Origin of the sequence: Cupriavidus cauae (assembly GCF_008632125.1) — a bacterium.
Classification (GTDB): domain Bacteria; phylum Pseudomonadota; class Gammaproteobacteria; order Burkholderiales; family Burkholderiaceae; genus Cupriavidus; species Cupriavidus cauae.
Genome location: NZ_VWRN01000031.1, coordinates 243,651 through 265,317, shown reverse-complemented (window position 1 = coordinate 265,317; position 21,667 = coordinate 243,651). Strand labels below are relative to the sequence as shown.

20 protein-coding genes and 1 pseudogene are annotated in these 21,667 nt (G+C 69.9%); 11 read left to right on the top strand and 10 right to left on the bottom strand.

The genetic code is table 11. The annotated features are described in order from the left end of the window. Positions 1–14 precede the first annotated feature (14 nt). The 3 genes from F1599_RS12120 to rfaE2 all read left to right on the top strand — a co-directional run bounded on the left by F1599_RS12120 (position 15) and on the right by rfaE2 (position 2,775). Positions 15–1,217: a patatin-like phospholipase family protein gene (locus tag F1599_RS12120; protein ID WP_190286347.1), complete on the top strand. Its 1,203-nt coding sequence runs from the start codon at positions 15–17 to the stop codon at positions 1,215–1,217. Positions 1,218–1,391: 174 nt separating this feature from the next. Beyond that, positions 1,392–2,255 carry an acyl-ACP desaturase gene (locus tag F1599_RS12115; protein ID WP_149317322.1) on the top strand — a complete coding sequence of 288 codons (864 nt, stop codon included), beginning with the start codon at positions 1,392–1,394 and terminating at the stop codon, positions 2,253–2,255. A gap of 25 nt (positions 2,256–2,280) precedes the next feature. Next, a complete protein-coding gene (gene rfaE2 / locus F1599_RS12110) occupies positions 2,281–2,775 on the top strand; it encodes a D-glycero-beta-D-manno-heptose 1-phosphate adenylyltransferase (RefSeq protein WP_149317603.1) in 495 nt (164 codons plus the stop codon). A 90-nt stretch (positions 2,776–2,865) separates the two neighbouring features. Here the strand turns inward: rfaE2 and F1599_RS12105 are convergent, their stop codons facing one another. Both F1599_RS12105 and F1599_RS12100 read right to left on the bottom strand, forming a co-directional pair. Next, complete coding sequence (locus F1599_RS12105) at positions 2,866–3,993, bottom strand: type III pantothenate kinase (protein ID WP_150083254.1); 1,128 nt, start codon at positions 3,991–3,993, stop codon at positions 2,866–2,868. After that, entirely contained in the window at positions 3,990–4,865 is an 876-nt protein-coding gene (locus F1599_RS12100) for a biotin--[acetyl-CoA-carboxylase] ligase (RefSeq protein WP_150083271.1), read from the bottom strand. The genes F1599_RS12105 and F1599_RS12100 overlap by 4 nt, the downstream gene beginning before the upstream one ends. Before the next feature lie 131 nt (positions 4,866–4,996). Between F1599_RS12100 and F1599_RS12095 the strand changes: the two genes are divergently transcribed. The 5 genes from F1599_RS12095 (at position 4,997) to F1599_RS12075 (ending at position 9,944) form a co-directional block, all read left to right on the top strand. Then, positions 4,997–6,121, top strand: coding sequence for an MlaE family ABC transporter permease (locus tag F1599_RS12095; RefSeq protein ID WP_150083253.1), 1,125 nt, complete (start codon positions 4,997–4,999; stop codon positions 6,119–6,121). Then, positions 6,118–7,017, top strand: a complete 900-nt coding sequence (locus F1599_RS12090) for an ABC transporter ATP-binding protein (RefSeq protein WP_223819595.1) — start codon at positions 6,118–6,120, stop codon at positions 7,015–7,017. Before F1599_RS12095 ends, F1599_RS12090 begins: the two co-directional genes overlap by 4 nt. After that, a complete protein-coding gene (locus F1599_RS12085; protein ID WP_187829131.1) occupies positions 7,017–7,976 on the top strand; it encodes an MlaD family protein in 960 nt (319 codons plus the stop codon). The genes F1599_RS12090 and F1599_RS12085 overlap by 1 nt, the downstream gene beginning before the upstream one ends. A 95-nt stretch (positions 7,977–8,071) precedes the next feature. After that, entirely contained in the window at positions 8,072–8,653 is a 582-nt protein-coding gene (locus F1599_RS12080; RefSeq protein ID WP_223819594.1) for an ABC-type transport auxiliary lipoprotein family protein, read from the top strand. 25 nt (positions 8,654–8,678) lie between these two features. Continuing rightward, a complete protein-coding gene (locus tag F1599_RS12075) occupies positions 8,679–9,944 on the top strand; it encodes a VanZ family protein (RefSeq protein WP_150083251.1) in 1,266 nt (421 codons plus the stop codon). On the opposite strand, the gene pxpA is transcribed toward F1599_RS12075, so the two are convergent. The 3 genes and pseudogenes from pxpA to pxpB form a co-directional block, all read right to left on the bottom strand. Beyond that, on the bottom strand, positions 9,941–10,675 hold the full coding sequence (gene pxpA / locus F1599_RS12070; protein WP_150083250.1) for a 5-oxoprolinase subunit PxpA: 735 nt from the start codon (positions 10,673–10,675) through the stop codon (positions 9,941–9,943). The genes F1599_RS12075 and pxpA overlap by 4 nt on opposite strands. Before the next feature lie 192 nt (positions 10,676–10,867). Next, positions 10,868–12,040, bottom strand: a complete 1,173-nt coding sequence (locus tag F1599_RS12065) for a 5-oxoprolinase subunit C family protein (RefSeq protein ID WP_150083249.1) — start codon at positions 12,038–12,040, stop codon at positions 10,868–10,870. A gap of 161 nt (positions 12,041–12,201) precedes the next feature. Further along, positions 12,202–13,017, bottom strand: a pseudogene (pxpB, locus tag F1599_RS26200) (5-oxoprolinase subunit PxpB); the annotation flags it as partial. Between the two features lie 299 nt (positions 13,018–13,316). Here pxpB and F1599_RS12050 point away from each other — a divergent pair. Both F1599_RS12050 and F1599_RS12045 read left to right on the top strand, forming a co-directional pair. After that, a complete protein-coding gene (locus F1599_RS12050; RefSeq protein WP_150083248.1) occupies positions 13,317–14,315 on the top strand; it encodes a tripartite tricarboxylate transporter substrate-binding protein in 999 nt (332 codons plus the stop codon). Between the two features lie 36 nt (positions 14,316–14,351). Further along, positions 14,352–15,998 (top strand): alkaline phosphatase family protein, encoded by a 1,647-nt coding sequence (locus F1599_RS12045; protein ID WP_150083247.1) that lies wholly within the window; start codon positions 14,352–14,354, stop codon positions 15,996–15,998. Between the two features lie 113 nt (positions 15,999–16,111). Here the strand turns inward: F1599_RS12045 and F1599_RS12040 are convergent, their stop codons facing one another. The 4 genes from F1599_RS12040 to F1599_RS12025 form a co-directional block, all read right to left on the bottom strand. Next, positions 16,112–16,798 carry a MarR family winged helix-turn-helix transcriptional regulator gene (locus tag F1599_RS12040; RefSeq protein ID WP_190286345.1) on the bottom strand — a complete coding sequence of 229 codons (687 nt, stop codon included), beginning with the start codon at positions 16,796–16,798 and terminating at the stop codon, positions 16,112–16,114. A 37-nt stretch (positions 16,799–16,835) separates the two neighbouring features. Continuing rightward, positions 16,836–17,834 (bottom strand): lipoyl synthase, encoded by a 999-nt coding sequence (lipA, locus tag F1599_RS12035; RefSeq protein WP_006577815.1) that lies wholly within the window; start codon positions 17,832–17,834, stop codon positions 16,836–16,838. Positions 17,835–17,870: 36 nt separating this feature from the next. Continuing rightward, a complete protein-coding gene (gene lipB / locus F1599_RS12030) occupies positions 17,871–18,674 on the bottom strand; it encodes a lipoyl(octanoyl) transferase LipB (RefSeq protein WP_150083245.1) in 804 nt (267 codons plus the stop codon). 200 nt (positions 18,675–18,874) lie between these two features. Further along, positions 18,875–19,237: a DUF2917 domain-containing protein gene (locus F1599_RS12025; protein ID WP_149317334.1), complete on the bottom strand. Its 363-nt coding sequence runs from the start codon at positions 19,235–19,237 to the stop codon at positions 18,875–18,877. A gap of 219 nt (positions 19,238–19,456) precedes the next feature. Here F1599_RS12025 and F1599_RS12020 point away from each other — a divergent pair, with 219 nt between their 5' ends. Continuing rightward, entirely contained in the window at positions 19,457–20,410 is a 954-nt protein-coding gene (locus tag F1599_RS12020) for a transcriptional regulator GcvA (RefSeq protein WP_149317335.1), read from the top strand. A 154-nt stretch (positions 20,411–20,564) separates the two neighbouring features. Here F1599_RS12020 and F1599_RS12015 read toward each other — a convergent pair whose 3' ends face one another. Then, positions 20,565–21,656 (bottom strand): tyrosine recombinase XerC, encoded by a 1,092-nt coding sequence (locus tag F1599_RS12015; protein ID WP_223819593.1) that lies wholly within the window; start codon positions 21,654–21,656, stop codon positions 20,565–20,567. Positions 21,657–21,667 lie beyond the last annotated feature (11 nt).

The window sequence follows — 21,667 nt, the reverse complement described above, 5'->3', positions numbered from 1 at the left end:
CCGCGGTGATCCTGATGGGCGGCGGCGCGCGCGCCGCCTACCAGGCCGGCGTGCTGCGCGGCATCGCCCGCATCGCCGCCCGCCATGGCGTGGGCACGCGCAATCCCTTCGAGATCATCTGCGGCACCTCGGCCGGCGCGATCAACGGCGCCGGCCTGGCGATCGACGCCGGCGACTTCGATCGCGCCACCGAAACGCTGGCCGCGCTGTGGTCCAGCATCCATGCCGAGGACGTCTATCGGACCGACGTGCTGCGCGTCGGCATCTCGGGGGCCCGCTGGCTCTCCGCGCTGGCGGTCGGCTGGGCGCTGCGGCACGCGCCGCGCGCGCTGTTCGACAACAAGCCGCTGGACAGCCTGCTGAGCGAGCTGTTCGATCCCGACCGTGTGCAGGGCAGCCTCGATGCCGGCCATCTGCAGGCGCTGGCCATCACCGCGCTGTCGTATTCGACCGGCCGGCACGTGACCTTCTACCAGTCGCACCGCCGCATCCAGCCCTGGCGGCGCAGCCAGCGCATCGCGGTGGAGGCGCGCATCGGCGTCGATCATCTGCTGGCCTCGTCGTCGATCCCCTTCCTGTTTCCCGCCACGCCGCTGGAACTGGACGGCCACCACGAGTGGTTCGGCGACGGCACCATGCGGCAGATGTCGCCGCTGTCGCCGGCCATCCACCTCGGCGCCTCGCGCATCCTGGCGATCGGCGCGGCCTCGGCGCCGCGCGCCGGCGGCTACGACACCGTGCCGGCGGGCGGCTACCCGTCGCTGGCGCAGGTCGGCGGCCAGGCGCTGGCCAGCATCTTCCTGGACGGCCTGTCGGCCGATCTCGAGCGGCTGCAGCACATCAACACGCTGCTGACCCGCATGCCGGAGATCGCCAACGATCGAGAAGGCTGGCGCCCGGTGCAAGTGATGACGATCTCGCCGAGCGAGCCGATCGAGTCGCTGGCGATCGAACACGTCAAGCGGCTGCCCCGCACCGTGCGCGCGCTGCTGGCCCCGCTCGGCGGCACCGAAGCCAAAGGCGCGGCATTTGCTAGCTACCTGCTGTTCGAGCCCGAGTTCACGCAGGCGCTGATCGCGCTGGGCGAGCGCGATGCGCAGGCGCAGGGCGACGAACTGGCCGCTTTCCTCTACGGTGTGATCCCCGGCACGCCGGCCGGGAGCCGCGCGCCGGCGACCAGCGAGGCAGGCTCTCCGCCCGCTTCGGCGCTGGCCTGACGCTGTTTTGCGGATTTTCACAGTCCCGACAGCTTGCTGTGGCAGGCTGCCGCCGGGTCCGCCCTTGGCAAGCGGCATCGAACCGTTCGCGCGGCAACTTGCGGACGGCCAGCAAAAGGTCTATAGGAATGATTCGCATCTGGTAGAATCTGCCCGTAATTTCAAAGGCTTACCATGCTCTACCCCGAACTGTTCAAATCGCTGGAAGCGGTCCGCTGGCATATGGACAAGGACATCCCCTGGGATTCCTTCGACGCCAGTCTGCTGACGGACGATCAGGCGAAAACCATCCGCATGAACGCGATCACCGAGTGGTCCGCCCTGCCGGCCACCGAAATGTTCCTGCGCGACAACCGCCACGACTCCGACTTTTCGGCGTTCATGAGCGTGTGGTTCTTTGAGGAGCAGAAGCATTCGCTGGTGCTGATGGAGTACCTGCGCCGCTTCCGCCCGGATATGGTCCCGACCGAGGAAGAACTGCACGCGGTGCGCTTCGAATTCGATCCGGCGCCGCCGCTCGAAACGCTGATGCTGCATTTCTGCGGCGAGATCCGCCTGAACCACTGGTATCGCCGTGCCGCCGAATGGCACACCGAGCCGGTGATCAAGCATATCTACCGCACGCTGTCGCAGGACGAGGCTCGCCACGGCGGCGCCTACCTGCGCTACATGAAGAAGTACCTGAACCAGTTCGGCGACAACGCGCGCTCGGCCTTCGCCAAGATCGGCGTGCTGATGGCGTCGGCGCGCCGCACCGAGAAGCCGCTGCACCCGACCAACCTGCACGTCAACAAGGCCCTGTTCCCGAACGACACCGTGCAGTCTCGCCTGCCCGATCCGGACTGGCTCGAGCACTGGCTGGACAAGCAGATCCGCTTCGACGAAGGCTGGGAGAAGAAGGTCATCGACCGCATCCTGCACAACATGTCGCTGCTGTTCGAGCGCACCTTCGAGACCGTGCAGGACCTGAACCGCTATCGCAAGGAACTGAACGCGCGGCTGCAGGCCAATGGCGGCGCCAAGCCCGCCGAAGCCTGATGCCGGCGCCGTCCTTGCGATGACGCTGTCTCCCCCGGCCTTCGAGGCCAAGCTCGCTTCGACCGACGATCCCCAGGCGCTGCAACGGCGCCTGGCGGCCCTGCCGCGCCCGATGGTGTTTACCAACGGCGTGTTCGACATCCTGCATCGCGGCCATGCCACCTACCTGGCGCAGGCGCGCCAGCTGGGCGCCTGCCTGGTGGTCGGCGTCAACAGCGACGCCTCGGTACGGATGCTGGGCAAGGGTGACGATCGCCCGCTCAATGGCGAGGCCGACCGCATGGCGCTGCTGGCCGCGCTCGAATCGGTCGATCTGGTGCTGATGTTCGGCGAAAAGACGCCGGTCGAGCTGATCCGGCTGGTCCGCCCCGACATCTACGTCAAGGGCGGCGACTACGAGATCGATACGCTGGAAGAGACCCGGCTCGTGCGCAGCTGGGGCGGCCAGGCTTACGCGATCCCCTTCCTGCACGACCGCTCGACCACCAAGCTGCTGCACAAGGTCAGGCAGGGCGGCTGAACCTGCGGGCCGGGCCCTGCGGACCGCGGCCGTGGTTCCGCGTTGAACGGTGCCCGCGTTCGCCCTGTTCGGGCGGCGTTCAACCCGCGTTCAGCGCCCTCGCTGCTGCGCCGCCATCACCGACAAACCCAGCAACACCAGATTCTCGTGCCGCTCGAACGGCAGCGTCAGCGCGCCGGCCAGCGCCTCGCGCGCGCCGCCCGACAGCAGGCAGCGGGCCGGACCGCGCCGGGTCAGCGCGTCCCAGGCGCGTTCGATCGCGCCGGCCTGGGCCGCCAGGCAGCCGGCGGCGATCGCATCGCGGGTGTTGTCGGCCCAGGCCGCCGCGGCATGGGCCTCGCCGATCTCGACCGCCGGCAGCTGCGCGGTATTGCGCGCCAGCGATCCCATCATCAGCGCGAGTCCGGGCAGGATCATGCCGCCGGCGAAGCGAGAGCGCGCCGGCGCGCCGCTGCTGGCGTTGCTGGCGTTGCTGCCGCCACTGCGGTTGCTGGCGCTGCCGCCGATGCGCTGTTCATTGCCGTCACTACCGTCGCCGCGGTCCGGCGCCAGCACCACGTCGATCGTGGTCGCGGTGCCGGCCGTGACGATCAGCAGATTGCCCTCGGGCAGATGGTGGCGCGCACCGATGCCGCCGACCCAGCGGTCGACGCCGAGCTGGCTCGGTTCTCGATAGCCGTTGTCCAGCGTGCCGTGCGACGCGGTGGCGCGGGCCCAGTGCACCGCCGGCGGACCGCCAAAGGCATCGGCCAGCAAGGCATCGACCTCGGCCGCGATGACAGGGCCGGCCACATTGCTGATCCACACGCCGCGTGGTGCGCCCTCGGCATCGGCCAGCGCGCGCCAATCGCCGGCCAGCGTGGCCAGCGCTTCATGCCCGCAGGCGCCGCCGGTGCGCCACGGCACCGGCAGCGCGCCGGTGGCCGGGGCGCCGAGCGAGGCCGCGTCGCACCAGGCCCACTTCAAGCGGGTATTGCCGATATCGATCAGCAGCACGGTGGCGTTCGCGGTGGTATCTGCGGCAGCGGCCGCGGCGATGTCCGCGGCAGCGTCAGCGGCAGCGCCCGCGGTGGTGTCCGCAGTGGCGGTCGCATTGGCGTCGGCGGTGGTGTCAGCAGTCGCGCTCGCATTGGTGTTCGCATTGGCGTTCGCAGTGCCGCTCGCATTGGCGCGCGCAGTGCCGCCCGCAATGGTGTCCGCATCCTGGTTCGCGCTCATCGCGCCCCCTCGCCGGCGGGCCGCAGCGACAGCTCGCCCGAGGCGATCCGCTGCAGCCCGTTTGCGGTTTCCAGCAGCAAATGGCCCTCGTCGTCGACGCCGCGCGCCATGCCCTCGGCCTGTACCGCGCCGTCGTGCAGCAGCCGCACCGGCTGGTCGCGGTAGGCATCGCGCGCCGACCAGCGCCGCGCCATCGGCGCAAAGCCGTCGGCAAGGAAGGCGGTGCGCATCGCCGCCAGCCGGTTCAGCACCGCGGCCAGCAAGTCGGTCGGGCCATGCTGCGGGTCGAATCGGGCCATGCATTCGGTGACGCCGGCCAGCGAGCGGCCGAGCGCGGCCTCCATCGCGGCGTCGCGCACCAGGTTCAGGCCGATGCCGACCACCGCCCAGACCCGCTGCGGCCCCGCCGGCACCGATTCGATCAGGATGCCCGCCAGCTTGCGCCCGTCGATCTGCAGATCGTTCGGCCATTTGAGGCCGACCGCCTTGCCCAGCCGTGCGTCGACGTCGTTCAGCGCGTCCGCAAGCGCCAGCCCGACCGCGAGGCTCAGCCCCGCCAGCCGGGCCGGGGGCAACGCGAGCGGCATCGCCACCGAGAACGTCATGCCGGCCTGCCCCTGCCATGGCCGCCCCTGGCGTCCGCGGCCGGCGGTCTGCCGGTAGGCGAGCCTGAGCATGCCGGCCTCGCCCCACGGGGCCCGACGGCAGGCCTGGACCAGATCGGCATTGGTCGAGCCGGTTTCCTCGACGATCTCGAGCTGCCACTGCCGGGCCTCTTCGGCCAGCGCGGCCCGCAGGCGGACCGGATCGATACGCCAGGCAGGCGGCAAGGAGGACGAAGACGCGGGGGAATCGATCGGGGCGGCGGTCATGCGGGCGGAGGGAAGCTGGAATTCGGCGGCGGCCCGTGGATATCGGGCCATGCGCATTGTAGCCGCGTCCACTTTGGCGCCTGCCGGCGCGTGGCTTAAAATCGGCTTTCGCACCTTACATCGGTCAGCCATTGGAACGCTATACGAAGCCGGACATCGCTGTCACGCAACAGGACGGCACCGCCGCCGTGCAGTTGCAGGGAGACTGGACCGCGCTGTCGCTGGCGCAGGAGCGCTGCGCCCATGACCTGCGCCGGCAGCTGCAGGCACTCGTTCCCGGCACGGCGCGCTGGCAGCTGAGCGGCATCGGCCGGCTCGACCATATCGGCGCGCAGCTGTTGTGGCAGGCCTGGGGCGAGCGCTTTCCGGCCCATCTCGAGGCCACGGACGGCCAGCGCCGCGCCTTCGAGCGGATCGCCGCGGTACGGCGGCACGGCTGGAAAAAACGGATGGTCGACCGCTTCAACCCGGTCACGCTGCTCGGCGCGTCGATGCTGTCGCTGTTCTCGCAGCTCGGTAACGGCATCGCGATGCTGGGCCAGCTGTCGCTGGACCTGCTGCGCTTCGCCGCCGCGCCGCGGCGCGGCCCGTGGCGGGAGATCTCGGCCAACGTCTACAGCATCGGCTACAAGGCGCTGGGCATCACCGCGCTGGTGGGTTTCCTGATCGGCGTGGTGCTGGCCTATCTGCTGGCGAACCAGCTGCGTACCTACGGCGCCAGCGTCTTCATCGTCAATATCCTCGGCCTGTCGGTGATCCGCGAGCTCGGTCCCGTGCTGGCCGCGATCCTGGTGGCGGGCCGCTCGGGTTCGGCGATCACCGCGCAGATCGGCGTGATGCGCGTGACCGAGGAGCTCGACGCGATGCGCGTGATGGGCATCTCGCACAGCTTCCGGCTGATCATGCCGCGCGCGATCGCGCTGGCCGTGGCGATGCCGCTGCTGGTCGCCTGGACCGCGCTGCTCGCGCTGATCGGCGGCATGGTGGCGTCGAACATGCAGCTGGGCCTGAGCCCGGTCTTCTTCCTGCGCGAGCTGCCCAACGCGGTGCCGGTGGCCAACCTGTGGCTGGGCCTGGGCAAGGGCGTGGCCTTCGGCATGCTGATCGCGCTGACCGCGTGCCACTTCGGCCTGCGCATCAAGCCCAATACGCAGAGCCTGGGCGAGGGAACGACCGCGTCGGTGGTCACCGCCATCACCGTGGTGATCGTGGCCGATGCGATCTTCGCGATCCTGTTCAAGGATGTCGGCATATGACGGCGAGCATCGATACGCGGGCCGGCACCGTCGGCGGCACCGGCGGCGGAACCCCGCCTGGCGCACGCACCCCGATCATCGAGGTACGCGGCCTGGTCAAGCGCTTCGGCGATACCGTCGTGCATGACGGCCTCGACCTTGAGGTCTATCGCGACGAGGTGCTGTCGATCGTCGGCGGCTCGGGCACCGGCAAGACCGTGCTGCTGCGGCAGATCGTCGGCCTGGAGCGGCCCACCGCCGGCACCATCCGCCTGTTCGGCGAGGACCTCGCCAGCCTCGATCCGGCGCGGCTGCAATGGATGCGCAACCGCTGGGGCATGCAGTTCCAGCGCGGCGCGCTGTTCTCGTCGCTGTCGGTGATCGACAATATCGCGCTGCCGCTGCGTGAACTTCGCTGCCTTCCCGACAATCTGATCTGCGAGGCGTCGCTGCTCAAGCTCGAACTGGTCGGCCTGTCGGCGCGGGACGCCGACAAGATGCCGGCCGACCTGTCGGGCGGCATGATCAAGCGCGTGGCGCTGGCTCGCGCGCTGGCCCTCGAGCCGGAACTGGTGTTTCTGGACGAGCCCACCGCCGGCCTGGACCCGATGGCGTCCGACGACTACGTCGCGCTGATCCGCGAACTGCGGCGCGAACTGAAGCTGACGGTGGTGATGGTGACGCACGATCTGGACACGCTGGTGGCACTGTCCGACCGCGTCGCGGTGCTGGCGGACCGCAAGGTGCTGGCGGCGCTGCCGATCCCGCAGCTGGTGAAGATCGACCATCCCTTCATCCGCGAATATTTTCTCGGCGAACGCGGCCAGCGTGCGCTCAGCGCGCTGAGCACGCAGAGCGCCGGCGCCAACCCTGCATCGGACGTGGCGGCCGTGGCGCGCCACGCTGGAGAGTCGTGATGGAAAACAAGTCGAACGCCTTTCTCGCCGGCGTGTTCACCATCGGCCTGGCCGTGCTGGTGCTGTTCGCGCTGTTCTGGTTCGGCACCGACCATACCGAGCGCGTGCCCTACGACCTGGTCACGCGCTCGACCGTGACCGGGCTCGGACCGCAGGCCGACGTCAAGTACCGAGGGCTGACGGTGGGCCGGGTCGAGTCGATCCGCTTCGATGCGTCCGTGCCGGGCCAGATCATCGTGCGCATCAGCGTCGACAAGGAGGCGCCGATCACGCGCACGACCTATGCGACGCTGGGCCTGCAGGGCGTGACCGGCATCGCCTATGTGCAGCTGGACGACACCGCGGCGCAGGAAGGCAGCACCGCGCCGTCGCCGCCGCTGGAGACCTCGCCGCGCGCGGTCGCCCGCATCCAGATGCGGCCGGGCTTCTTCGAGGAACTGGAGCGGCGCGGCGATTCGCTGCTGACGCAGGTCGAATCGCTGATGGCCTCGCTCAACGACATGTTCCAGGGCGAGAACCGGCGCGAGCTGATGACGACGATCCGCTCGATCAAGGAAGGCGTCGACGACTATGCCCGCGTCGCGCGCGCGCTCGAACCGGCCGCGCGGCAACTGCCGCAGGTCACCGCGAACCTGAACGCCACGCTGAAGTCGACGCAGCAGCTGACCCGCGAGCTCGGCAGCCCCGACGGCACGCTGATGCGCACCGTCGACGGCGTCGGCCAGCAGTTGCGCGCCGCGGCGGGCTCGGTCGAGCACGCGGCCAACAATCTGAACGACCAGACCTTGCCCCAGCTCAACGGCCTCGCGCGCGATGCGCGGCAGACGGTGCGCAGCCTGGACCGCGCCGCCGGCCAGTTCAACGAGCGGCCGCAAAGCGTGCTGTTCGGCGGCTCGGCGACCCCGCCCGGTCCCGGCGAGGACGGCTTCAGCGCGCCATCCGCGGGGACCGCACCGTGAATCCAACCCTGTACCGGGAACCGACGCCCATGACCGACGCTGCCCCGCTCCGCCTCACCCGCCTTTCCGCCGCGCTTCGCCCCGGCGCCGGCGCAATGCTGGTCGTTACCCTGCTGGCCGCCGCGCTGCTGACCGGCTGTTCGCTGCTGCCGGATACGCCGCAGAGCACGACGTACGATCTCGGCCCGCCCACCGCAGCACCGTCGGCGGCAGCGGGCAAGACGCTGCCGCGGCTGCGCGTGCTGTCCACCGATGGTCCGTCCTGGCTCGACGGCAACGCGATCCACTACCGGCTGCGCTATGCCCAGGCCGAACGCCTGCAGCCCTATGCGACGCAGCGCTGGATCATGTCGCCGGTGCGGCTGTTCGACGAGCGGCTGCGCGAAGCGGTATCGGCCCGCGGCGAACTGAGCTGGGGAGGCGACACGCAGGCGCCCGCGCTGAAGGTCGATATCGTCGACTTCGAGCAGGTGTTCGACAGCGCCGACAGCAGCCGCGGCGTGGTGCAGGTGCGCGCGACCGTGATGCGCAACGGCATGATCGGCCAGAAGACCTTCACCGCCGAGCAGCCCGCCCCCAGCGCCGACGGCGCGGGCGGCGTGCGCGCGCTGGCCGGCAGCACCGATGCCGTGATCGCGGCGATCATCGACTGGGTGGCGACGCTGCCGGTACGCTGAATCGGTACGCCATCACAGCGGCACCATGAAACAGGCCGATCTGCCTCCGTCCTCCACGCCGCCGGACCCGCGCTTCGCCGCGATCCCGCCCGAGAGCGCCAGCACGCTGCGGCATTCGCCGCTGGCGCGCTTCGGCCTGCTGTGCATGACGCTGCTGATGATCTACGCCAGCCTGTATCCGTTCACCGGCTGGACCGACAACGGCATCTCGCCGTGGGCCTTCCTCAATGCGCCCAAGCCGCGCTACATCACCGACTTCGATCTGCTGACCAATGTGCTCGGCTATTGCCCGTTCGGCGCGCTGGTGGTGCTGTCGCTGCATCCGCGCGTGACCGGGGCGCGCGCGGCGCTGCTGGCCTTCGCGGCCGGCATCGTGCTGTCCGGCGCGATGGAGGCGCTGCAGACCTGGCTGCCCAACCGCATTCCGTCGAACATCGACCTGATGACCAATGCGCTGGGCGCGCTGCTGGGCGGCACGATGATGGCGCCGTTCGCCAGCGCGATGATCGACCGCGGCACGCTGCGGCGCCTGCGCATCGCCTGGTTCGAGTCGCACGCCAGCTTCGCCATCATCCTGATCCTGCTGTGGCCGTTCGCGCAGATCTTCCCGCAGGAGCATCTGTTCGGCATGGGCGGCCTGGTGCGGCAATGGCTGACCAATCCCGAGTCGTGGCCGATGCAGCTGGTGCAGTGGGTGTTCCCCGGCTTCCTGCGGCTGCAGGAGGACATCGGCCTGCGCCCCGACGACATGCAGCAGCACCAGTTGCTCGAATCGCTGGTGACCGGCTGCGCGTGGGTCGGCACCGGCCTGTTCGCCTCGGTGGCAATGCGCCGGCAGGCGCCGACGCTGCGCATCCTCGCCGGCCTGCTGGCCGCCACGCTGCTGCTCAAGGGGCTCGCGGCCGAACTGCAGTTCCCGGCGGACAACGCCTTCAACTGGCTGTCCGAGGGCGGGCGCTACGCGCTGGTGACCGGCACGCTCGCGCTGGTGCTGCTGGTGCGTCTGCCGCGCCCGCTGCGCGGCATCCTGGCGATGAGCGCGCTGCTGACGCTGGTGATCCTGACCAACGTGCTGCCGCCCAATCCCTACGCCTGGGTCTCCGAACAGGGCTGGCGCCTCGGCCGCTTCGTCCATTTCAACGGCCTGGCCCAATGGCTCGGCTGGCTGTGGCCGTTCCTGGCCTTCTGCTATCTCGCCTGGCGCGTCGAGCAGTTCGGACTGACCCGGCGAAGGGAACGGCGCAGCCGTGGGGCGCGGCGAAACGCACCGAACACCGGCGACGCGGCCTAAGCCCGCACCGCAATCCCCTCTTCCCGCAGGCGGTCCCTTATCCGTTGCGCAAAGGCCAGCGCGTGGGGGCCGTCGCCGTGCAGGCAGACGGTGTCGGCCTGAATCGGTATCCATTGCCCGTCGATGGCGCGGACCTTGTGGTCGCGGACCATCGACAACGTTTGGGACAGCACGGCCTCGTCGTCGTCGAGCAGCGCGCCGGGCGTGCCGCGGCGGACCAGCGAGCCGTCGGGGTTGTAGCCGCGGTCGGCGAAGACCTCTTCCTTGACCGTCAGCCCGGCCTGGCGCGCGACCTCGATCATCACGCTGCCGGCCAGGCCGAAGAAGGTCAGCCGCGGATCGAAGTCCCGCACCGCGTCAACGATCGCCTGTGCCTGCGCACGGTTCCGTGCGGCCTGGTTGTAGAGCGCGCCATGCGCCTTGACGTGGGCGAGGCGGCCGCCCTGGGCCCTGACGATCGCCGCGAGCGCGCCGATCTGGTACAGCACGTCGGCATAGATGTCGCGCGGGTCGCGCTGCATCTCGGTACGCCCGAAATTCTCGCGATCGGGGTAGCTCGGATGCGCGCCGATGGCGACGCCTTTGGCCAGCGCCCACTGCACCGTCTGCAGCATGGTCGACGCGTCGCCGGCATGCCAGCCGCAGGCGATATTGGCCGAGCTGATCAACGCCAGCAGCGCTTCGTCGCTGCCGCAGCCTTCGCCGAGGTCGGCGTTCAGATCGATCTGCATGACGGGTCTCCAGGATGGTTCGGTCGGTTCGTTGCGTTCGTTCGGTTCGTCGGGCTCGGTGCGCGCGGTGCGCTCGGTGCGCTTGGTTCGTTCGTTGCGTTCGTTGCGTTCGTTGCGTTCGGTTCGATGCGTCGGTGCGTCGGTGGGTCGGTGCGCTCTGTCCGTTCGTCGCGTTCGTTGGGTCCGCTCGCGTCACGGCAGCATGGCATCGGCCGGTGACAGCCGGCGCGTCATCGCGCGCCGCCGCGCGGCCGGCGCCTGTGCGCCGGTCCGCGCCTCCGACTGCCACGCCACCGCCCGCGCGATCTGGCGCAGATAGGTCTGCACCTGCATGCGCGCGGCCTCGGCTTCCTCGAGGCTGACGCGGTGAAAGCGCACCGCAGCGCCCAGCGGCGCCTGCGCGAGGCGCCACAGATCGGCCTCGATGACGACGCCGATCTTCGGATAGCCGCCGGTGGTCTGGGCGTCGGCCATCAGCACGATCGGCTGACCGCCCGGCGGCACCTGCATGACGCCCGGCACCACGCCATGGGACAGCAACTCCGGCGCACCGGGCCGCCGCGCCAGCGCGGGACCTTCGAGCCGGAAGCCCATGCGGTTGCTGTTCGGCGTGACGATCCACTCCGCCTGCCACAGCGCCTGCTGGGCATCCGCCTCGAACTGATCGTACTCCAGCCCGGGCAGCATGCGGATCGGCAGCGCGCGGCCGTCGGCGGATGCTGCCGACAGCGACGACTGCGGCGTCCGCAGCGACTGAGGCGACTGCCACCACTGCAGCGGCTGCGACGGCGACGACGACTGCTGCGATTGCTGCGGCGGTGACGACGGAGACAACGGAGACGGCAACGCCCACGCGGGCGCCAGCACGCCGATCGGCGGCAATGGCGCCGGACCGAAGCCGGGCCGTAGCGCCGCCAGCCGATCGCCCCGCCGCAGCGCGCGGCCCTGGTGTCCGCCGAAGCCGGCCTTCAGGTCGGTGCTGCGCGAGCCCATCGCCAGCGGCACGTCGATGCCGCCGGCCACGCACAGATAGGTACGGGTGCCGCCACGGGGCGCGGGCAGCGTCAGCGTGCTGCCGGCGCGCACGTCGAACGCATGCCAGCACCAGACCGGCTCGCCGTCGAGATCGGCGCGGCCTTCGGCGCCGGTCAGCGCGATGCGCAGATCGGCGTGGAAGCGGAGCGTGGCGCGGCCCAGCGTGAATTCGATGGCGGCCGCGCCGGGCTCATTGCCCAGCAGCAGATTGCCGACCCGCAGCGCGAGGCTGTCGAGCGCGCCGGTGCCGCCGACGCCGAACCGCCGCATGCCGTTGCGGCCGAGGTCCTGGATCGACGCCAGCGCGCCGGGGCGAAGGATCTCGATCATGGCCGCTCCGGTTTGGTGACCGATCCGGCGACCGGTTTGGCGTTCGATCGCACTCCCGCCCCGGGATCCGATCCGGCATCCGACCTTGCATCCGACCTTGCGTCCGAGCCGGCGTCCGATTTGGCGTCCGATTTGGCGTGCGGCGTGGCGACCGGTCCGGCCACCGATGCCACCACGAAGCGCACGGTGTCGCCCGGCGCCAGCAGCGAAGGCGGATCGCGCTCGGGCAGGAACAGCGGCAATTCGGTACGTCCGATCAATTGCCAGCCGCCGGGCGCGGCCGCGGGATAGACGCCGGTCTGCTCGCCGCCGATGCCGACCGCGCCGGCCGGCACCGCGAGCCGCGGCTCGGTTCGGCGCGGCGTCGCCAGCGCGGGGTCGAGTCCGCCGAGATAGGCGAAGCCGGGCTGGAAGCCGAGGAAGTAGACGGTATAGGTACCAGCGCTGTGCCGCCGCACCACTTCCTCGGGCGTCAGGCCGGTATGAGCGGCGACGTCGGCCAGATCGGGACCGTCGTCGCCACCGTAGCGGACGGGAATCTCGACGACGCGGCCGGCGACCTCGGGGCCGGCGTTGGAGCCGGCGTTGGAGCCGGCGTTGGAGCCGGCGTTAGGGCCGGCGTTGGAGCCGGCGTTAGGGCCGGCGTTGAAGCCGGCGTTGGGGCCGGCGTTGGGGCTGACGTTGGCGCGGCCGTGGGCGTGGGCGTGGACCTCGCCGCTGACCTTGCCGCCGACGTTACCGCCCTCCCCGCGCGCCCACGCCTGCGCCAGCGCGGCTTCGAGCTGGTCCGGGTCGGCCCCGTCGTCGAACAGCACCGTCAGGCTGTTCATGCCGGGATAGGCGTCCACCACGCCGGGCCATGCGCCCGCCAGGTCGGCCATCGCCCAGAAGCGGCGTTGCACGTCGAGCGACGCGGGAGGCGGCACGCTGCACAGCAGCGCGCGCTCGGCAAGGCGGTGGATCGTGCAGGTGGCCATGATGGTGATCGGTGGGTGCGGAATCCAGGTGGCGTGGCGGGTCTGGAATGCGTTCGGGAATGCGTTGGGAGATGGGTTCGGCAATGCGCGCCCGGAATGCTGTCCGGAAAAGCGCGGTGGAGCCCGCCATGCGTCTTATCGGCAATTTATCGAGAAAGTGAGTTTTGCGAAACCTGTGGCGCCATGCCGGCGCCTAGGGTTTTCCATAGCGGCGCGCGCCGATAGTTGATTAGATCAATCGTCGATGTCCCGCTTAAATTTGCCCGCAACCTCGCAGAAAGGAACCTCACGGAGACGCCATGACATTCGCAGAATTGACCCGCAAGGCCCGCCATGCGGCCGTGGCCGTTGCGCTGCTGGCGGCCGGCGCCGCCGGCGCGCCCGCCGCGCTGGCACAGAAAATCGAGAAGATCGACGGACCGCTGCGCTTCGTCGTCGGCTACGCGCCGGGCGGCGCCTCGGACCGCGCCGCGCGCATCGTCGGCCAGGCGCTGCAGGCCAAGTACGGCGTCACCGTGGTGGTCGAGAACAAGGCCGGCGCCGGCGGCCGGCTGGCCGCGCAGCAGGTCAGGCACGCCGGCCCCGCCGACAACGTGCTGATGCTCGGCAATCCCGCCGTGATGACGGTCGCGCCGCTGGTGTTCAAGGACACCAGCTACGATCCGGACACCGATTTCGTGCCGGTGTCGCAGGTCTCGTCCTACGACTTCGCCGTGATCACCGGCCCGCAGGTGCCGGTCCGCGAGATGTCGCATCTGGTGGCCTGGCTCAAGGCCAATCCCGGCAAGGCCTTCTTCGGCGTGCCGGCCACCGGCAGCCTGCCCCACTTCTTCGCGCTGATGCTGGCCGAGCGCGCCGGCGTCAAGGGCGACGTGGTCGGCTACAAGGGCTCGGCGCCGCTGGCCACCGACATGCTGGGCGGCCAGGTGCCGGTCGGCGTCGACACGCTCGACGCGGTGCTGTCGCTGCACCAGAGCGGCAAGCTGAAGATCCTGGCGGTCTCCGGCAAGACGCGCTCGTCGTTCGCCAAGGACATCCCCACGCTGAAGGAGGCCGGCATCGACCTGGCCGCCGACGGCTGGAACGCGTTCTTCGCGCCGAAGTCGATGCCGCCCGTGAAGGTCAAGGCGCTGTCCGCGGCGATCCACAGCGTGATGTCGGACCCGGCGGTGCAGCAGCGCTTCGTCGCCGCCAACATGCAGCCGGTGGCCAGCACGCAACAGCAGACCGCGGACATGCTCAAGGCCTACAACGCCCAGTGGCAGCCGGTGGTCAAGCGCAGCGGCTTCCAGCAATAACGTCCGGCCGGACTGGATCAGCAAGGAGCGACGGCGATGGCCCGCAATATCCTTTTCATCATGTGCGACCAGCTGCGGTGGGACTACCTGTCCTGCACCGGGCATCCGACCATCCGCACGCCGAATATCGACGCGCTGGCCGCGCGCGGGGTGCGCTTCTCGCGCGCCTATGCGCAATCGACGATCTGCGGCTCGTCGCGGATGAGCTTCTACACCGGCCGCTATGTCGATTCGCACGGCGCCGCCTGGAACAACTTCCCGCTGAAGGTCGGCGAGATGACGCTGGGCGACTATCTGCGACCGCTCGGGCGGCAGACGGTGCTGGTCGGCAAGACCCATATGGCGGCCGACACCGAGGGCATGGCGCGGCTGGGCATCGACCCCAATTCGCTGATCGGCACGCGCGTGGCCGAGTGCGGCTTCGATCCGTACGAGCGCGACGACGGCCTGCACGGCAGCGGCCCGGCCGGCCGCTACGATCCGAAGCCGGTGCGCTACAACGACTATCTGCGCGACCTCGGCTATGCCGGCGACGACGGCTGGGACGACTGGGCCAACGCCGGCGAGGACGAGCACGGCAATCTGCTGTCGGGCTGGCTGCTGCGCAATTCGACCCGCCCGGCGCGCGTGGCCGAGGAGCATTCCGAAACGCCGTACATGACCCGGCGCGCGATGGAATTCATCGAGCAGGCGGGCGAGGCACCGTGGTGCCTGCATCTGTCCTATATCAAGCCGCATTGGCCCTGCATCGCGCCGGCGCCCTATCACGCGATGTACGGCCCCGCCGACGTGCCGCCGCCCGTGCGCAGCGAGGCCGAGCGCGCGCAGCCGCATCCGATCTACCAGGCCTTCCTCAATTCGCGCGTCAGCCGGGCCTTCTCCCGCGACGAGGTGCGCGACGCGGTGATTCCCGCCTATATGGGCCTGATCACGCAGATCGACGACCAGATCGGCGTGCTGATGCGCTTCCTCGAGAGCCAGGGCCGGCTCGACGACACCATGATCGTGTTCACCTCCGATCATGGCGACTACCTGGGCGACCACTGGATGGGCGAGAAGGACCTGTTCCACGAGCCGTCGGTGCGGCTGCCGCTGATCGTCGTCGATCCCTCGCCGGCGGCGGACGCGACGCGCGGCTCGGTATGCGATGCGCTGGTCGAGGCAATCGACCTGGTGCCGACCTTCGTCGAAGCCTGCGGCGGCACGCCCCAGCCGCACCGGCTGGAAGGACGCCCGCTGCAGCCCTGGCTGCATGGGCAGGCGCCGGCCAGCTGGCGCCGCCATGCGATCAGCGAATACGACTACTCGGCCACCGGTGCCGCGATATCGCTGGGCGTCGCGCCGCTCGATGCGCGGCTGTTCATGGTGGTCGACGAGCGCTGGAAGTACATCCACGCGCCGGGCTTCCGGCCGATGCTGTTCGATCTCGCCGAGGACCCGCACGAGCTGCACGACCTCGGCGCCGATCCGGCCCACCAGGCGCAATGCGAGCGGATGTATCTTGCGCTCGCGCAATGGGGACTGCGGCAGTCGCAGCGCACCGCGATCAGCGACGAGCGCATCGCCGCGATGCGGGGCGCATCGGTCCGCAAGGGGATCCTGCTCGGGTTCTGGGACGAGAGCGAGCTTCCGGATGAGCTGCTGCACGAGAAATGGCGCGGCGCCCGGGAGGCGCTGCGATAACGGTCAGCGCCGCGCTGGCGGTCGGCACTGCGCCAGCGGGCGCTGACGTTGGGGCTGCGCTGACGCTCGGCGCTGGGCTGACGATCGGCGCTGGGCTGACGATCGGCGCCGCGCTAGCGGTTGGCGCGGTCCTGGCCGGAGATGGCCTGCGTTTGCGGTCCGTTCTCCGATGCATCGTCCAACGCATCGTCAGACGCATCCTCGGGCGCCGACCACTGGCGCCGCGCACCGCCGCCCCGCCAGCGGTTGGTGCTGACCGTGGTGGCGACCTGCCGCTTGACGCGTACCGCCTGCTCGGTCAGCGCGGTCAGCAGCGTGTCGAGCACCGCCAGTTCGCCATCCGATAGCGTCTCGACCAGCTGCCGGTTGATCGCCGCCACCTCGTCGAACAATTGCCGATAGAGCGCCTGCCCCGCTGGCGTCAGCGCGACGCTGGCGCGCCGGCGGTCCCCGTCCAGCGTCTGCCGCCGGATCAAACCCTTGGCGGTCAGCCGCGTGATCGCGCGCGACACGCGCGTCCGGTCCAGATGGCATTGGTCCGCGATCTCCGACGGCGCCTGCGCGCCGCGCACGGCCAGCAGCCCAAGCAGCGCCCATTCGCGGCGCGACACACCGTACTGGCCCTCGCACAGGCGGATCACGGCCGCGCCGCTGGCGCCAACCAGCGCCGCGAGACGGAAATTGAGCAGATCGGTGATATCGCGCGGCGTGCGCAGGCGGCTGGTGCCCGCATCAAGAGCAGGGGCGGCCGCGGAAACTGCGGCCGCGGAAGGGGCGGCCGCGCAATCGTTGTCGGGCAAGGCGGATGCCGGCGCCGCGGAAGGGCGCCGGGCGGGATCAGGCGAAGCCGGCCTGGTGCGCCTGCTGGTCGGCATGGTAGGAGCTGCGCACCATCGCACCGACCGCGGCGTGGGTGAAGCCCATCTTGTAGGCCTCTTCCTCGAACATCTTGAAGGTGTCGGGATGGACGTAGCGCAGCACCGGCAGATGGTGATTCGACGGCGCCAGGTACTGGCCGATGGTCAGCATGTCGATGTCGTGCGCGCGCATGTCGCGCATGACCTCCAGGATTTCCTCGTCGGTCTCGCCCAGGCCCACCATCAGGCCGGACTTGGTCGGCACGTCCGGATTGCGGCGCTTGAACTCCTGCAGCAGCTTCAGCGAGTGCGCGTAGTCGGCGCCCGGACGCGCCTGCTTGTAGAGGCGCGGCACCGTTTCGAGGTTGTGGTTCATCACGTCGGGCGGGCAAGCCTGCAGGATGTCCAGCGCCTTGTCCAGGCGGCCGCGGAAGTCCGGCACCAGCACCTCGATGCGGGTGATCGGCGACAGCTCGCGGGTCTTGCTGATGCAATCCACATAGTGCTGGGCGCCGCCGTCGCGCAGGTCGTCGCGATCGACGCTGGTGATCACCACGTAGTTAAGCTTCAGCTGGGCGATGGTCTTGGCCAGGTTCAGCGGCTCGTTGACGTCGAGCGGATCCGGGCGGCCGTGGCCGACGTCGCAGAACGGGCAGCGGCGCGTGCACTTGTCGCCCATGATCATGAACGTCGCGGTGCCCTTGCCGAAGCATTCGCCGATGTTCGGGCAGCTCGCTTCCTCGCACACCGTCACCAGGTTGTTGGCGCGCAGGATGTCCTTGATCTCGTAGAAACGCGAATTGCCGGTGGCCGCCTTCACGCGGATCCAGTCCGGCTTCTTCAGCTTCTCGGCGGGGACGATCTTGATCGGAATGCGGGCGGTCTTGTCGGCCGACTTCTGCTTGCGGGTCGGGTCGTAGGCCGCGCCTTGGGCGGCATCGCCTTGGGGATTCGAGGTGGCGATCAGGGCGTCGCTCATGGTGTTCTCCGCGCGCTCCCCGCGCGCATAGGTCGGCTAGGCCGTGGTCAGGGGTGTCAGTTGGCCGGGGGCCGTGGCGGCTGGCTCGTTCTCTCGCTGGTTCGCCGGTTCGTTCGCTTCGTCGTTCACTACCGGCTCGCCGCCCGCCGCGCGCAGTTGCGCCGCCGCCAGTACCTCGCACAATGCCGCCGCCAGGCGACGCGCGATCTCGGGCTGGTGCCGGGCGTCGACCGCTTCCCGGCGCACGCCGCCGTCGGCATCGGCCGCCGGCACCGTCGCGCCGGCGCGGGCCATGTCGACCGTCTCGAGGCCGGCATAACCGCACGGGTTGATACGCAGGAACGGGTCCAGATCCATCCGCACGTTCAGGCTGACGCCGTGATAGCTGCAGCCGTTGCGGATCTTCAGGCCCAGCGCGGCGATCTTGGCGCCGCGGTGCGGACCGTCGGACAGATAGATGCCGGGCGCGCCAGGCTTGCGTTCGGCGGGCAGATTATACGCCGCGAGCGTGTCCAGCACCGCCTGCTCGATCGCATGGACCAGCTCGCGCACCATCAGGTGGCGGCGGCGCAGATCCAGCAACAGGTAGGCGACGACCTGGCCGGGTCCGTGATAAGTGATTTGTCCGCCACGATCGATCCGCACCACAGGGATCGCCGGATCGGGGGACAGCAGATGCGAGGGGTCGCCCGCCTGGCCCAGCGTGTAGACCGGCGGATGCTCGACGAGCCAGATCTGGTCGGGAGATTCGGCGGTGCGCGCGGCGGTGTAGGCGCGCATCGCGTCGAAACAGGGCGCGTAGTCCTCCCGGCCCCGTTCGATGACTTCGATTGCTTGCATGCCGAGAGTGTAGCGAAAAGGGCCGGTTCGCACCGGCCCTTGGTTCGCTGGCGGCTGTCACCCTGGCGCCGTCAGGGTTGTGTCAGGGTTGTCCGCGGCCGGGCCGACCTTCGTCCGGGATCGGACGCGCCGGCGGCCGGCTGTAGACCAGCCGCAGATGGCGCCGGCCTGCCGCTTTCGCTTTCGTCTCCCCGTTCCGTTCAGGAGGCGGCGACGACGTCCTGGCTAGGCGACCATTGCGTGCCTCGAACCAGGCGCCTCACGATGCGGTTCACCAGATGCGGCAGGTTGGTGGCCGCGGGGCGGCGCGCCTCGGCGATCAGCGCCAGCCGTACCGGGCGCTCGGCGCGCGGATCGACGCTGAGCACCACTTCGTCGCCGCGGTTCAGCTGCAGGCTGGCGCCGCAGCGCAGCCAGTAATCTTCCGAATCGCCGTCGCGGGTGACCCACAGGTTCAGGCCGGCGGCATCTTCCACATAAAGCCGTTGCGCGGTATGCACCGACAGCGGCGCGACCTCGCCCGGGTTCAGGCTGAAGACGGTCGTTGTGAGCAGGGTTTCCATTTTGGACTTCCTTCACTAAGGTGACGGTACCGTACGGCACGCGAATCTCGCGTGGCTGGCGTCGCGCTTTACCGTGTCTGGCCTGGGTTGGCCTGGCGCGCTCGCGGTTGCGGTCCCGATGCACTGCATTCTAGTGATTGCCCGGCCACCCCCAAAACGATATATATTGATTTCCCTTGTTAGCCAATCTCACATAACGAACCCCTGATCAACGCTGCAATGACCCTCAAGCGCAACCCCGCCGAACTGCCGCGCGCCTGGCATCGGGAACTGCCACGGCTGCCGGCGCTGACCGCGCTGCGCGCCTTCGAGGCCGCCGCCCGGCACGAAAGCTTCTCGCGCGCCGCCACCGAGCTGTTCGTCACCCATGGGGCGGTCAGCCATCAGGTACGGGCACTGGAAGAGGAACTGGGCCAGCCGCTGTTCGCCCGCAACGGCAAGCGGGTCAGCCTGACGCCGGCCGGACGCGTCTACGCCGAGCGCGTGCGCGACGCGCTGTTGCAGATTGCCGAGGCGACGCGGGCGCTGCAGTCCGGCACGCGCGACAAGCGGCTGACCATCAGCACCATGCCGTCGTTCGCGGCGCGCTGGCTGACGCCGCGCATCGGCAGCTTCATCGAGCGGCATCCCGAGCTGGACGTCGAGCTGATGTCGTCGAACACGCTGGTCGACTTCACCCGCGACGAGGTCGACGTGGCGCTGCGCATGGGCAGCGGCGACTATCCGGGGCTCTATGTCGAACGGCTGCTCGACGATGTGTTCTTCCCGGTCTGCAGCCCGAACTTCCTGGGCGGCAAGCTGCCGGCGCGTCCCGAGGACATGCAGGGGCTGACGCTGCTGCGCGGAGAAGGCGATCCGTGGCGGCCCTGGTTCGAGGCGGCCGGACTGGACTGGCCCGAGCCGCGCAAGGGGCTGATGTTCGAGGATTCGTCGCTGCTGCTGCAGGCCGCGGCCGAGGGCCAGGGTATCGCGCTGATCCGCTCGTCGCTGGCCTATAACGATCTGCTGTCGGGGCGGGTGGTGCGGCTGTTCGACGTCAGCATCCCGTGTCCGTGGCTGCTGTACTTCGTTTGCACGCCGGCGATGCTCGATACGCCGAAGGTGCAGGCGTTCCGGACCTGGCTGCTGCCGGAGATCGCGGCGTTCCGGCAGGTGCTGTCGCAGTGGGCCTAGGGTTGGGGTTGGGGTTGGGGTTGGGGTTGGGGTTGGGGTTGGGCTTGGGCTTGGGCTTGGGCTTGGGCTTGGGCTTGGGCTTGGGCTTGGGCTTGGGCTTGGGCTTGGGCTTGGGCTTGGGCTTGGGCTTGAGCTTGAGCGGAAGCCAGGAGCCTCAGGCCGGTTCGTCGTCGCCCGGCATCGATGACTTCGAGGGCGTGGATGCCTTCGAGGGCGTCGAGGGCGTCGAGGGCGTCGCCGCCGTGTCACGCTCGGCCAGCCGTGCGCGCGGATGGGCCTGGTCGTAGACCTTGGCCAGGTGCTGGAAGTCGAGCGCCGTGTAGATCTGCGTGGTGGCCACGCTGGCGTGGCCCAGCATCTCCTGCACCGCGCGCAGGTCACCCGACGACTGCAGCACGTGGCTGGCGAACGAGTGCCGCAGCATGTGCGGATGCACGTCGGCCGGCACGCCGGCGCGGATGGCCTGCTGCTTGATGCGGGTGCGCACGGTGCGGTCCGACAGGCGCTCGCCGCGCCGCGACAGGAACAGCGCGTGCCGATGGCCAGCTTCGGCCGTCGCCCGTACCCACTCGTCGCGCACCGCCAGCCAGGCCCGCAGTGCCTGCACGGCCTTGCTGCCGACCGGCACGCTGCGGCGGCGCGAACCCTTGCCGAGCACCGTGACCTCGCCCGCGGCCAGGTCGACCCAACCAGACGAGCGGTAGCCGTCCTCTTCCACGTAGCGCAGATCGAGCTGCACCAGCTCGGACACGCGCAGGCCGCTCGAATAGCCGAGCTCGAACACGGCCTGGTCGCGCAGCCCTTCGGCGCCCTCGCCGGCCGGCTGGCCGACCAGCGCCACCGCATGCTCGACCGACAGCGCCTTGGGCAGCGGCCGTCCGGCCTTGGGAGCGCGCACGCCGTCTACCGGATTGGCCTCGACGCCGTGGCCATGCCGCGCGGCCCACAGATAGAAGCCGCGCCAGGCCGACAGCGCCCGCGCAATGCTGGTGGAAGCAAGGCCACTGCCGCGCAGACGCGCGGCGAAGCTGCGGATCTGGTCGGTACGCAGCGCGGTCAGCGCTGTACCGGGGGCGAATTTGGCGGCCTGCGCCTGCAATACCGACAGGTCGCGCCGGTAGCCGACCAGCGTGTGCTCGGCCAGCTTGCGGCTGCTGGCCAGCCAGTCGAGGTAGGTGCGCAGCAGCGGATCGAGGGCGGGAGGGGGCGTGTCCGCCGCGGCGGCGGGTTCGCGGGAGCGGGCCATCTGTTGCCGCC

Coding starts and splice junctions, on each gene's coding strand:
- F1599_RS12120 (WP_190286347.1), top strand. CDS start 15: ATGGGCGGCGGCGCGCGCGCCGCCTACCAGGCCGGCGTGCTGCGCGGC.
- F1599_RS12115 (WP_149317322.1), top strand. CDS start 1,392: ATGCTCTACCCCGAACTGTTCAAATCGCTGGAAGCGGTCCGCTGGCAT.
- F1599_RS12105 (WP_150083254.1), bottom strand. CDS start 3,993: ATGAGCGCGAACCAGGATGCGGACACCATTGCGGGCGGCACTGCGCGC.
- F1599_RS12100 (WP_150083271.1), bottom strand. CDS start 4,865: ATGACCGCCGCCCCGATCGATTCCCCCGCGTCTTCGTCCTCCTTGCCG.
- F1599_RS12090 (WP_223819595.1), top strand. CDS start 6,118: ATGACGGCGAGCATCGATACGCGGGCCGGCACCGTCGGCGGCACCGGC.
- F1599_RS12085 (WP_187829131.1), top strand. CDS start 7,017: ATGGAAAACAAGTCGAACGCCTTTCTCGCCGGCGTGTTCACCATCGGC.
- F1599_RS12080 (WP_223819594.1), top strand. CDS start 8,072: ATGCTGGTCGTTACCCTGCTGGCCGCCGCGCTGCTGACCGGCTGTTCG.
- F1599_RS12075 (WP_150083251.1), top strand. CDS start 8,679: ATGAAACAGGCCGATCTGCCTCCGTCCTCCACGCCGCCGGACCCGCGC.
- pxpA (WP_150083250.1), bottom strand. CDS start 10,675: ATGCAGATCGATCTGAACGCCGACCTCGGCGAAGGCTGCGGCAGCGAC.
- F1599_RS12065 (WP_150083249.1), bottom strand. CDS start 12,040: ATGATCGAGATCCTTCGCCCCGGCGCGCTGGCGTCGATCCAGGACCTC.
- F1599_RS12050 (WP_150083248.1), top strand. CDS start 13,317: ATGACATTCGCAGAATTGACCCGCAAGGCCCGCCATGCGGCCGTGGCC.
- F1599_RS12045 (WP_150083247.1), top strand. CDS start 14,352: ATGGCCCGCAATATCCTTTTCATCATGTGCGACCAGCTGCGGTGGGAC.
- lipA (WP_006577815.1), bottom strand. CDS start 17,834: ATGAGCGACGCCCTGATCGCCACCTCGAATCCCCAAGGCGATGCCGCC.
- lipB (WP_150083245.1), bottom strand. CDS start 18,674: ATGCAAGCAATCGAAGTCATCGAACGGGGCCGGGAGGACTACGCGCCC.
- F1599_RS12025 (WP_149317334.1), bottom strand. CDS start 19,237: ATGGAAACCCTGCTCACAACGACCGTCTTCAGCCTGAACCCGGGCGAG.
- F1599_RS12020 (WP_149317335.1), top strand. CDS start 19,457: ATGACCCTCAAGCGCAACCCCGCCGAACTGCCGCGCGCCTGGCATCGG.
- F1599_RS12015 (WP_223819593.1), bottom strand. CDS start 21,656: ATGGCCCGCTCCCGCGAACCCGCCGCCGCGGCGGACACGCCCCCTCCC.